This window comes from Trichlorobacter sp. (genome assembly GCF_030247655.1).
GTDB lineage: Bacteria > Desulfobacterota > Desulfuromonadia > Geobacterales > Pseudopelobacteraceae > Trichlorobacter.
The window spans coordinates 1-11,384 of the sequence record NZ_JAOTRZ010000089.1 but is presented as its reverse complement, the minus strand read 5'-3'; the positions used below and the strand labels follow the sequence as shown (position 1 = coordinate 11,384).

The window sequence follows — 11,384 nt, the reverse complement described above, 5'->3', positions numbered from 1 at the left end:
TCCAGACCCATATCAACCGGTTCTGCTTCCTGTTCTTTTGTACTATTTCCATCAAATAGTTCCGCAGGAATTTCAGCCAGAAAGCGGCTGGGTTGGCGCTCTTCCCAGGTCCCGTATTTACGGCGTCTCAGGCAGTGAGAAATGGTTAACCGTTCTCTGGCGCGGGTGATCCCCACGTAGCAGGGACGGCGCTCTTCAGCTACCTCCGGGTCTTCATCAATGGAGCGGTGGTGGGGTAGCAGCCCTTCCTCCAGGCCAACCAGAAAGACCTGAGGAAACTCCAGGCCTTTGCTGGCATGCAGCGACATCAACGTGACCGCATCCTGGGGCTGATCATTGTCGGTCTCCCGCCGGTTGTCCTCCAATAATGCAATCCGCTCAAGAAAATCTGCCAGCCCTGCAGTCGGATTGCGTTCTTCAAAACTGGCCAGGGCATTGATAACCTGTTCAATATTCTCAGTCCGTTTCCGGGCCTGCACCGGGTTGTCAATGGTGCAATACAGTTCCTGATTGATTCCCAGACGCTTGAACAGGGCTGTTGCCTGTGATGCCATGTTGCTGCCAGTAAAGCTGGCCAGCTCCTGCCTTATCATGGCGTGAAAACTGTTGATCGCCTTGCGGGTCGCTTCGCTTAAGCCTTCAATCTGGTCAGCCATGCCCAGGGTTTCGTACAGCGACAGATTGTGTTCTAACGACCATTGCTGCAGGCGTAGCAGGCTGGTGCCGCCGATTCCCCGTCTGGGGAAATTGATGGTTCTGACCAGGGCGGCCTCATCCCGGGGATTGGCCAGCACCGCCAGATAGGAGAGGGAATCTTTGACTTCCTTGCGCTCAAAGAATTTTTGACCACCCACCAGTATGTACGGCACTTCCTCCATCCGTAATGCCTCTTCAAAGGCCCGGCTCTGGGCATTGGAACGGTACAGGATGGCAAAGTCTTTCCAAGGGTGTTTGTTGCGATACTGGGCTAACTGGAGTTGTTCCACCACCTGACGGGCCTCTTCGTCATCGGTATCGGCCACCAGCAGGTTGATTAGCTCTCCACTGCCTGAAGCGGTCCAGAGTGCCTTGTCACTACGCTTGCTGTTATTGCGGATCACTGTGTTTGCCGCGTTTAGGATGGTGCCGGTAGAGCGGTAGTTCTGTTCCAGCTTAACCACCTTGCAGCTGGTGCGTTCTGAAGAGAAGTTGAGGATGTTGGTGATATCTGCACCGCGCCAGCCGTAGATGGCCTGATCATCATCACCCACCACGCAGAGGTTGCCATGTCCTTGAGCAAGCAATGAGATCAATTGGTACTGACCGGCATTGGTGTCCTGATATTCATCCACCATGATATAACGGAAGCGTTCTTGCCAGTGCTTACGGACCTCAGGCAGTTCTACCAGCATCTGTACCGTCAGCATGATGATGTCATCAAAATCAATGGCGTTGTAGGCCCGCAGTAACTTCTGGTAGCGGGGATAGACGGCTGCAGTAACCTGCTCAAGCGGATTGGTTGATAGTTTGGGATACTGGTCCGGCGCAATCAGGCGGTTTTTGGCCATGGAAATCTGCCAGCGCACCATATCCGGTTGAAACTGTTTGGTGTCTATGTTCAGGTCTGAAAGGGCCTGACGTACCACACCAGACTGATCACTATCGCTGTAGATGGTGAAGTTTGGTTTGTAGCCAAGCCTGCGGATGTCGCGGCGCAGGATGCGGACCCCCAGGGAGTGAAAGGTGCTGATCAGCATCCCTTCTGCCTTGTTGCCTGCAGCACGCTTGACCCGTTCCTGCATTTCTTTGGCTGCCTTGTTGGTGAAGGTTACAGCAAGTATCTGCTCTGCCGGTATGTTCAGTTTTTGCAGCAGATGGACTATCCGGCTGGTAATGACCTGGGTCTTGCCCGAACCGGCGCCGGCCAGCACCAGCAAAGGGCCTTCAGTATGGTGTACGGCAATGAATTGTTCTGGATTGAGCTGTGACATGGGGTAGCTGATGTACCACAGAACCAGATTAGTGGCAACCGTACAAACTGAGCCTCGTGCAAAACTATTGCGGAGGCCGTCTACTGCGTTGCGCGGTGCTCGCTTTTTCGCCTAACTGGATGTTATGTCTCAGTCGCTGCGCGCCGTGCGCCTTATATCCGGCCTTCCTCATAACATTTTGCACGAGGCTCAACTGTCAGTCTGTTTGTTGCATGATTGTAACAGTGGTGTAGAATAAAATCAGAGTATAACCATTGGGAGGTGGCATGTGACTGCTGCTCGCAAGCTTGTTAAACATAAGGGGAAGAAGATGGAACAGGCGCAACAGGCTGAAGAAGCAGTTCCGGTAAAAAAAACGGCTCAGCCGCAACGTCGAGCCGTAAAAGCGGTGCCGCAGACTGATAAGGAACAAAGCAAGGGTGCGGAAGTCCTGTCTTTTGATCTGGATGATAGCCAATGGTATCTGAACCGTGAGCTGACCTGGCTGTCCTTTAACCGGCGGGTGATGAGCGAGGTGTCAGATACCCGAACCCCTCTTCTGGAACGGGTAAAGTTTCTGGCCATAGTCGGCGCTAATCTGGATGAATTTTTTATGAAGCGGATTGGCGGTCTGAAACAGCAGCTTGCAGCAGGTGTGCAAGAGCTGACCATTGACGGACGTACTCCCCGCCAGCAGTTGCAGGAGTGCCATACACAGGTGCGTACCTTGGTGACTGAGAAGGCTGCCTTGTTCAGGCAGTTGATGAAACTGCTGGATGACAAGGGTATCGAAGTTGTGGGGTGGAAAGATCTTGCCAGCCGTGAGAAAAAGGGGTTGCGTGAGCTGTATGCCCGTGACATTTATCCCCTTCTGACCCCTCAATCCATTGATCCGGCGCATCCCTTTCCCTTTGTATCCAATCTTTCGCTTAACCTGCTGGTAACGGTTCGTTACCTCCGTGAAAAAGATGTTTCGCTGGCACGGGTGAAGGTGCCGCTTGGCACCGGTGTAGCTCGCTTTATGAGGGTAGGTAAAGGTGATCGCTTTGTGCCGCTTGAAGAGGTGATGGCAGCAAATCTTGATATGCTGTTTCCAGGCATGAAGGTGGTTTCCTGCGAGTTTTTCCGGGTAACCCGCAATGCCAATACAGAGAAAGATGAAGAAAAAGCTGATGATCTGGTAGCTATGATTGAGTCTGAGCTGCAGGAACGTCGCTTTGCCCCGATTGTACGGCTTGAGGTTGTGTCAGGCATGGACCCTGTGCATAAAGGACGTTTGGCAGCTGAGTTGGACCTTGATGAGGCCAGTGATGTGTTTGAAGTGTCAGAGATGCTGGGGATGCGAGATCTGTTTGAGATCGCTCGCCTGAATCATCCCAAGCTGCATGATCCGCCTCATCATCCAGAAGATCATCCTCAGTTGATGTCATCCCGCAACATCTTCCACATTATCCGTAACAGCGGTGATTTTCTGGTAAAACATCCGTACCAGTCCTTTGCCAGCTCGGTTGAGCGGTTTCTGAATGAAGCTGCTGATGATCCCAAGGTCTGCGCCATCAAGATGACACTCTATCGGACCTCAAAGGAGGGGCGGCTGATTGAGTCATTGGTGAGGGCGGCCGAAAACGGCAAGCAGGTGGCAGTGGTGGTGGAACTGAAGGCCCGTTTTGATGAGGCTGCCAACCTGAGGATTGCAGAGAGGATGGAGGAGGCTGGCATCCATGTGACCTATGGTGTGGTGGGACTCAAGACCCACTGCAAGGTGATTCTGGTGGTGCGGCGTGATTACAACGGCATTCGGCGCTATGTGCATATCGGCACCGGCAACTACCACACAGACACGGCTCGTCTCTATAGTGATCTTGGTTTGTTCACCAGTGATGATGCCATAGGTCAGGACCTGACCGAGCTGTTTAACTATTTGACCACAGGTTTTTCTCCCAAACGGACCTATAAAAAATTGTTGCCTGCACCCAAGCTGCTGAAACGCTCTCTGCTTGAAAAAATTGAGCGGGAGATCGCTGTGCATAAGGAAAAAGGCGGGGGATTGATTCAGTTTAAGATGAATGCCCTTGATGATGGTGATATTGTTAAAAGTCTGTATCGAGCCTGTCAGGCCGGTGTCCGGGTGGATCTTTATGTGCGGGATTCATGCCGGTTCAGGCCAGGGGTGCCGGGGCTTTCTGATACGGCCAAAGTAATCAGTGGTGTTGGCCGGTTGTTAGAGCCCAGTCGTCTGTATTATTTCAGAAATGGTGGCCAGGAAGAGTATTTTATCGGTTCTGCTGATGCCATGAAGCGGAACCTTGAATCGCGGGTCGAGATTCTGGTTCCGGTTGAGTCATCAACATTGCAACAGCAGTTACGGGAGTTGCTTGATGCCCATAACACGGACCAGCGCTATGCCTGGGAGATGCAGCCGGATGGCAGCTATCTGCAGCGTAAACCGGCCAATGGGCAGGAACAGAGCGGGTTACATCAGCTCCTGATTGCTCAGGCCAGTCAGTCGGCGCGTGAAGCACAGCGTTTAAAGCGGCGTGTAACCAAGCTGTTAAGTAATTGATTGCTTATACAGTTGCGTTAGTTAAATTGGGCGTTGCATGTTTGTGCAACGCCCAATTTGTTGATATTACACTGGTAGTTTGTTTTGTGAGAAATGTCGTGTTGCAACTGCATCATTTGTGGTGCGTGTTATTTTTTGTGTAACATGCTGAAATTAAACAAATAAAACGAATGGTACGCTTTGTGCAATCTCTTTTATTATATAATAATCAGCTTTGTTGCAGGAGGCACATATGAAAGCAAAAACAAATTACAGCGCAATAACCGGAATCGTTTCCATTGGTCATACAGATGTTGCCAATGTGATGTCATTTGCCGGTGGTGATGCGTTGCTCAAACAGTCTGATGCACTTTTTGACGCAGGTCAGGAACAGGATGCGCGGATTGCAATGAAAGAGGCACTGAAAATTGCCCTGCAACGTCTTGATGCGGTGCATGGCACCGGAGCCAAGCAAGATGAAGCTGCAGATGAGGCTTTATCAATCGGTTGTGAGACTGCCTGATGCCGTTAACGTAGATTAAACCGATCCAGTAACTTGCCCCATACCCGGCTCATCCAGCGTCCCAGCTTGATTGAAATCCGTTCAAGCCAGGTTTCTTCTCCCCGCATCTTCTTTAGTACCAATGCCATGTTCAGCCGTGTCTCATAATCCTGGGGGTTCACGGTCTGGGCAAGGCGCAACCACTGCAGTGCCCCTTCGTAATCTGCCAGCATGGCCAGTGAGATCCCCAACTGTCGCATGGAGTCGTAATCCTGTTCATTCAACGCCAGCGCCTTGCGGAACCAGTCCAGAGATTCCTTGTCTTCACCAAGCTTTGAAAGAGAAACACCGATCTGACGCATTGCATCACTGTCTGTTTTACTAACCGACAAGGCTTGTTCGTAGAATTTTATAGCCTTGCGGTCCCGGTCAAGACGGGAATGGGCAATCCCCATGCAGCGCAGGGTATCGCCATCATTCGGTTCAATCGTAAGAACACGGTCAAAGGTACAGACAGCAGACCAGACCTTGCCGTTCATCAGTTGCCAGACTCCGACCACCCGCATTAAAAACAGTTCGTCAGGAGCCAGATTGAGGGCTTCAGCGAACAGGCGTCCTTGTTCCTTGCTGTTGTGGTCAAGGTAACCGGCTGCCTCAGCTTGAAAATAATGATGGTAGGCCGGATCATCTTTGGCAGCCTCCAAAGCTTCCTGGATTGCTGCCTTCCCTTCATCGTTCCGGCCAAGGTCAAACAGGGTATCAATGGTGTGTGCTTTTTGCTGCAGGTCTGCGCGTGTCAAGCAGCGTACCCCCTCTTATTACTCCTTCACACCAAGCCTTTTCATCCAACGCCAAAGGGTTGTACGGTCGATATTCAACTCCCGTGCAACTTCAGCCCGATTGCCACTGTAACGACTTAACAGGGCGTTCAGGTCTGCGGCGGTTGGGGCCTTGCCGGAGCGGCGCGTATTCTGCGCCTGTTCATGGGTTTGCCCCAGAAAATTGGTTGGCAGGTGATCTGGAGTGATCTCTGTTCCGCGGCAGAGTATGACTGACTGTTCGATCAGATTCAAGAGTTCTCTGACATTGCCGGGAAAGGAGTGGGTAAGCAGCAGCTTTAAAACTTCAGGAGAAACGGCACGGACCTTTTTGTTGTAGGTAAGATTGAACCGCTGCAGGGCCATATCCACCAGCAGGGGGATATCCTCGCGACGGTCTCGCAGGGGAGGGATGTTGAGGGTAACGATGTTGATTCTGAAGTAGAGGTCCTGGCGGAAGGTGCCTTCTGCCACCATATCTTCAAGGTTACGGTGGGTTGCCGTGATAAAGCGGACATCTGCCTTAATGGGGGAACGGGCACCCAGGGGCTGAAATTCATGGTTTTCAAGCACGCGCAGCAGCTTTACCTGCAGCGGCAACGGCAGATCACCGATCTCGTCCAGGAAGAAGGTGCCGCCGCTACAGAGCTCAAGTCGTCCGGGACGGTTTTCAGTTGCCCCGGTAAAGGCGCCTTTGCGGACGCCAAAAATTTCTGATTCAAGCAGGGTTTCAGGTAGGGCTCCGCAGTTGACAATCACCATCGGACCTTCGCGGCGTGGACTCAAATCATGGATGGCCCGGGCAAACAGTTCTTTACCGGTACCGCTTTCGCCGTTCAGGAAGACGGTTGCATTACTGGCAGCAATATCTTCCATGACGTCAAACAGACGTCGCATGGCAGGATTACGGCTTACCAGGCTGCGGAACGAGTATTTTTCGCGGATTTCTTCCTTGATAGCGGTAATTGGCGTCAGGTCGCGGACGGTTTCAACCCCGCCCATGACATTCCCGGCCGCATCATAGAGCGTTGAGGCACTGACTGAGATCAGCTTTTTACGGCCTTTGCGATCACTTATTTCCACTTCCCGCTGAATGGATTGGCCAGTTGCAATGGCCTCAACCATCGGGCAGGCACCGGTGCAGGCTTCGGACTTAAATATCTCATAGCAGGGTCTGCCGATCGCCTCCAGGGCGGAAACCCCGGTAATCTCTTCAGCTGCCTTGTTAAAGTGGGTGATGTGCATCCCTTCATCAACCGTAAAGAGGCCATCGGCAACACTATCCATAATCGCGTAGATACGCTTCATACTACGCAGGGTCTCAACACCGCCAATCGGGTTGCCTTCGTCGTCATACAATATTGAGGCACTGACTGAAACCGGAATCAACTGATCTTCAGCGTTTTTAATGGTTACTTCTCGGTTGGTAACCGGTTTTCCTTTTTTCATTGCCTCCCGCACCGGGCAACCATTGTCACAGACTGAAGTGCGGAAGATCTCATGGCAGGGACGCCCAACTGCATCTGTCCGTTTGATGCCGGTCATCAGTTCTGCAGCACGGTTAAAGGCGATAACGTGCATATCGCGATCTACCGTAAAGACACCATCTGCCACAGAGTCAATAATATGACTGAAGTATTTAAGTTGTTCGCAATTGTCTTTATCAGCCATGGTAGTGACGGTCCCCTCCGGGAACTGATCTTACATTCAGCAGGTAGCTGCCTGGTACAGTTTCTGATTGGTACGGTTGCGAATGATTCGAAGGGTTAAAACGCCGACCACAGAAAGGCAGCCGCCGACACAGAGGAACAGATAACCCAGGGTTTCTGCAGTTCCCAGACCGAACAGGTCTTTGGTTTTCAGTACCAGCACCATAAAAAGGCCACTAAAAATACCAAGTCCACCAATGATATACAGAATAAAGGCCAGTATGGAAAGTATCAAAGAGAGATCCTTTTTCATACGTTTTAAACTCCTTTTAAAGAATCAGGGGGCAGCAGAATTGCTGCCCCCTGATCTGGTTATCAGGCCAGGAAGGCCCACAGCATGGCTACCACAAGGGCAAGGCCGGTGAATACGGCGATAAAGCCAAAGGTTTTGAAGACAAAGTCGTAAATTGCACCGCTGGGCTTCTCAACTTCAAAATGCTCCAGAATACCTTGTTCCTCGTAACGCTTCCACTGGTCTCCACGCTCTTCAATGAACTCTTCTTTAGCCATTTGGCCGTTGAAGATAACAAAGTCCATCGGAAACTTTTCTGGGCGGCCATGGGTGTTAAAGAAGTGGACCGTAAAGATGAAGCCGGTTGCCAGCAATGCTTCGTCAGAGTGGACGATAGTTGCCAGGTTGAAGGCCCATCCGGGCAGGAACTGGCCAAAGAACTCAGGGAACCAGAGCATCAGGCCGGAACCACCGATGGCAAACATACCCCAGAAGACGGCGATGAAGTCGAATTTTTCCCAGTACGTCCAGCGCTCAAAAGTCGGCTTGGGACCTTTGAACAGGAACCATTTGACCATGCCGATGACATCGGTAATGTCTCGCAGGTTTGGGATAAGGGAGTCAGGGCCAAATAGCCGTTGCAGGAAGTTACCGCGAACATCCTTACGGAGGAAGAGGAAGTCTATACCCATCCAGGCTGCACCCAAGAAATAGTAGAAGGTCAGTACTGCACAGCCACGGTGAATCAGGCCGGCATACTCAACGCCACCAAAGAAGGACATCATGGTCTGAGCCCAGGCTTGGTCACTGAACTTAAGCGGAAGGCCAGTCAGTGAGAGTCCCAAAAAGCTGACAATAACCGTGAAGTGTAGGAAAATATGACGTTTTTTGAAACGGTAATACAGTTTGTGAGGCTCATCAATGTGGTGTACATGACCTTCAATCAGGGCCTTTTGCTTCTCACGGTTTTCAATGAAACCACGGAACATCCAGAGCAGGGTATGGACCCAAAATACAGCAAAGGTACCCACCAGCAGTCCAACCATGGCCTTGAAGGTCCAGTACATCAGGGGATAGTTTTCACGGTCATGGTGGCTGCCGTGGGAATAGAATTTAGCAAACAGAGCAGTCGCCTTAGTATGGCATTGAGCACAGGTCTTTGCTGCATTGGCTGGATTAACTGATGAAGCGGTATTTTCTTTTTTCAACACATTATGGGCAGTGTGACAGTCAGAGCAGCCAGCAGCCTTCTGCAACATACCCAAGCGGTAGCCTTTACCGTGATAGCTTTCCAGATAGGTTTCAACAGCATGTCCGTTGACATGGTTGCGGTGCATCATTTTTTCATCACTATGGCACTTAATGCAAGCATCAACATGGAACATACGACCTTCAACTGTCGTTGCAGGTTGTACTTTCTTGATGCCGTGCAGACCGTGACAATCTGAACAGCCTGGGGCATCAGGGTTACCCTTCATCAGGGAGACACCATGAACTGAATTTAGATGTACTTTCTGTTTGTCGTGGCACTTGATACAGGCCAGTGTGGCCGCCTTTTTGTCACCCTTTTTAGAGCTGAATCCGTGGATATCAGAGTGGCAGGATACGCAGGTCAGGCCGCTCTTGGCATGGATGCTCTTTTCAAACTCTTTTGCCTCATTACCGTGGCAACGGGAGCAGTTGACCTTATCCAGTTTGGTGTTGCCGGTCATGTGCTTTTTTAGGTCGGCACTCTGCAAGTGGCAGCTGGTACAGCCGTTCTTGCCATGGGGGGAAGCCGCAAAGCTGTCGAGACTGATCTTGCCGCTGTGGCAACCAAGACAGTTTTCCGGGTCGTAGGCCATTTTGTCCACTGCAGCGTGGAGCATGCCTGGCAGCATGAACAGCATTGAAAAAACGAGTACAACGAGTGTTACTGGTGTTCGGCGCATGGTGCTCTCTCCTGAAAATAAAATGTGTTACTCGAAAGTTAGAAAATGCAGACAGATATCTGGTCCGCGTTGTTTCTGACGGTCGTTGTAACGGAATTCCATTTCTCGCAAATACTGAAAAAAATGATGTCTGAATCCACCTTGATAATGGATTAATCCTTGCTTGATAAATCTCCAGAATGGAGTTGTAAGGGGGATACTGTCACTATCTCTGGATTGGCAATGCATTTTGTCCAGATTGAGCCTCTGCAGGCTTTCATCATCCTGCGCAAAGAGCCAGCCCAAAATAGCTGTTTCCTGAACTCTAGGTTGCGATGTCACTGGTGCAGCAAACAAAAAGTTGATTGCTTCTCCAGATTTTACAATTGCTGCAATTGGTTTGGCAGTTTGGCCGCAGCTTTGTTGCTGAGGAAAAGATTGAAACCAGGATGCTGGCAGGGTATCGCTTTCAAACTGTTGCAGTATGGTCTGACGTGATAATTTAGCCAGATGTTCACGTAACAATCCAAAATATTTCTGGACGGTTTTTATATTCAGATCAAGGGCATTGGCAGTGTCAGCAGTACCATCCATATTCCAGAAAGCTGTTGCAAGACCTTCCCGTACGACCGGCGCCAAACGGTTTTGTCGATTGGCTGTTGCGCTGAAAATTTTTCTGCAGAGTGAGCACTTGAACCTGCCATCTGCCAACTGATACAGGCGGCTTGTTGAACAGGTAGGACACTGCAGAGTACTACGAATTTCGGCATGTTGCAATGTTTGGTTCATCTGCATGGGGTAGTTGGCGTCAGAGCACAAAAATGGGCAGGAATTATTCCTGCCCATCTGCTTGGACGGTTAGCCAATCAGCTTATGAGCAATGTGGCTCAGACCTGGCCAGGCAACAGCTGTAGCGGCACCGGTGAAAAAAACACCTGCTACTGCCAGTACTCTGCCAATGTACTTACGATCATCTAAATCTGAAAAACTCTGTTTTGCCTTCATGGCTTCCTCCTTTAGGGATGTGGTATGTGATAAATCAGCTGAAAAGGTCGATTAGTGCGCTGACAGCTCCGGCTGCAGACCAGGTAATGAAACCGGCCAGAAATACACCAATACCTGCAAATAGAGCCAAGCTTCCCTTTGCAGTGGTTTCTGCTACCAGGGTTGAAAAATTACTTTTTGCTTTCATGGTTGTCTCCTCTCACGCAACGTGAATTCATAGCGTCATTATTTCAAATAAGGCAAAGGTTTTTAAGTATTTTACGGGCTTTGTCGCTGCTTTCGCCAAATACTCTAATGCCGGCTTTCAGCATGGTTTCCATAAGAGAACGATCTGGTGCAGAGCTGCAGACAACTTGTTTGATGCCATTTTGATGCAGCCATGCCGGTAATAGAGGTGTTTGGCTTGCGTCCCAGATGCCCATACTGACCTGATTGTGTTTGCTTTGGTTCTGTTCATCATGTTCAAGAATAAAGAAAACTCGTTCAAAACCGCTGTTGGGGTGGCTCAGGGTTCCGTAATAGGGTATGGCGATCTTTCCGGTGGTCATGGCGTGCCTCGTTTCATTCTGTGCAACAACAGTTTGTTGCATCTTTTTAATCCAAGTATTGTGCCAAATACTGTGGATGCTGCCATTACAAGTTCTAACTTCCTTTTAATACACAATAAATTATTTGTTTTTGTGATGTTTATGTTAAGAGTTTATATGTATACATGGT

11 protein-coding genes are annotated in these 11,384 nt (G+C 50.3%); 2 read left to right on the top strand and 9 right to left on the bottom strand.

Annotation, left to right across the window (positions count from 1 at the left end):
- The coding region (locus OEL57_RS09345) for an ATP-dependent helicase (RefSeq protein ID WP_300739923.1) at positions 1 to 1,970 on the bottom strand (1,970 nt) is incomplete at its 3' end.
- A 268-nt stretch (positions 1,971 to 2,238) separates the two neighbouring features.
- On the opposite strand from OEL57_RS09345, the gene ppk1 reads away from it, so the two are divergent.
- Positions 2,239 to 4,512 carry a polyphosphate kinase 1 gene (gene ppk1, locus OEL57_RS09340; RefSeq protein ID WP_300739921.1) on the top strand — a complete coding sequence of 758 codons (2,274 nt, stop codon included), beginning with the start codon at positions 2,239 to 2,241 and terminating at the stop codon, positions 4,510 to 4,512.
- Positions 4,513 to 4,744: 232 nt separating this feature from the next.
- Complete coding sequence (locus tag OEL57_RS09335; RefSeq protein ID WP_300739919.1) at positions 4,745 to 5,014, top strand: hypothetical protein; 270 nt, start codon at positions 4,745 to 4,747, stop codon at positions 5,012 to 5,014.
- A 5-nt stretch (positions 5,015 to 5,019) separates the two neighbouring features.
- Here the strand turns inward: OEL57_RS09335 and OEL57_RS09330 are convergent, their stop codons facing one another.
- The 8 genes from OEL57_RS09330 to OEL57_RS09295 all read right to left on the bottom strand — a co-directional run bounded on the left by OEL57_RS09330 (position 5,020) and on the right by OEL57_RS09295 (position 11,215).
- On the bottom strand, positions 5,020 to 5,793 hold the full coding sequence (locus tag OEL57_RS09330; RefSeq protein WP_300739917.1) for a tetratricopeptide repeat protein: 774 nt from the start codon (positions 5,791 to 5,793) through the stop codon (positions 5,020 to 5,022).
- 18 nt (positions 5,794 to 5,811) lie between these two features.
- A complete protein-coding gene (locus tag OEL57_RS09325; RefSeq protein ID WP_300739915.1) occupies positions 5,812 to 7,482 on the bottom strand; it encodes a sigma-54 interaction domain-containing protein in 1,671 nt (556 codons plus the stop codon).
- Positions 7,483 to 7,518: 36 nt separating this feature from the next.
- Positions 7,519 to 7,773 carry a hypothetical protein gene (locus OEL57_RS09320; RefSeq protein ID WP_300739913.1) on the bottom strand — a complete coding sequence of 85 codons (255 nt, stop codon included), beginning with the start codon at positions 7,771 to 7,773 and terminating at the stop codon, positions 7,519 to 7,521.
- A 62-nt stretch (positions 7,774 to 7,835) separates the two neighbouring features.
- Positions 7,836 to 9,683: a cytochrome C gene (locus tag OEL57_RS09315; RefSeq protein ID WP_414718512.1), complete on the bottom strand. Its 1,848-nt coding sequence runs from the start codon at positions 9,681 to 9,683 to the stop codon at positions 7,836 to 7,838.
- A 27-nt stretch (positions 9,684 to 9,710) separates the two neighbouring features.
- Positions 9,711 to 10,457 (bottom strand): hypothetical protein, encoded by a 747-nt coding sequence (locus tag OEL57_RS09310; RefSeq protein WP_300739911.1) that lies wholly within the window; start codon positions 10,455 to 10,457, stop codon positions 9,711 to 9,713.
- Positions 10,458 to 10,520: 63 nt separating this feature from the next.
- The gene (locus tag OEL57_RS09305; RefSeq protein ID WP_300739909.1) at positions 10,521 to 10,667 is read right to left on the bottom strand and encodes a hypothetical protein; all 147 of its coding nucleotides are present in this window, start codon (positions 10,665 to 10,667) and stop codon (positions 10,521 to 10,523) included.
- 34 nt (positions 10,668 to 10,701) lie between these two features.
- The gene (locus OEL57_RS09300; protein ID WP_167370396.1) at positions 10,702 to 10,854 is read right to left on the bottom strand and encodes a hypothetical protein; all 153 of its coding nucleotides are present in this window, start codon (positions 10,852 to 10,854) and stop codon (positions 10,702 to 10,704) included.
- A 43-nt stretch (positions 10,855 to 10,897) separates the two neighbouring features.
- Entirely contained in the window at positions 10,898 to 11,215 is a 318-nt protein-coding gene (locus tag OEL57_RS09295; protein WP_300739903.1) for a hypothetical protein, read from the bottom strand.
- Positions 11,216 to 11,384 lie beyond the last annotated feature (169 nt).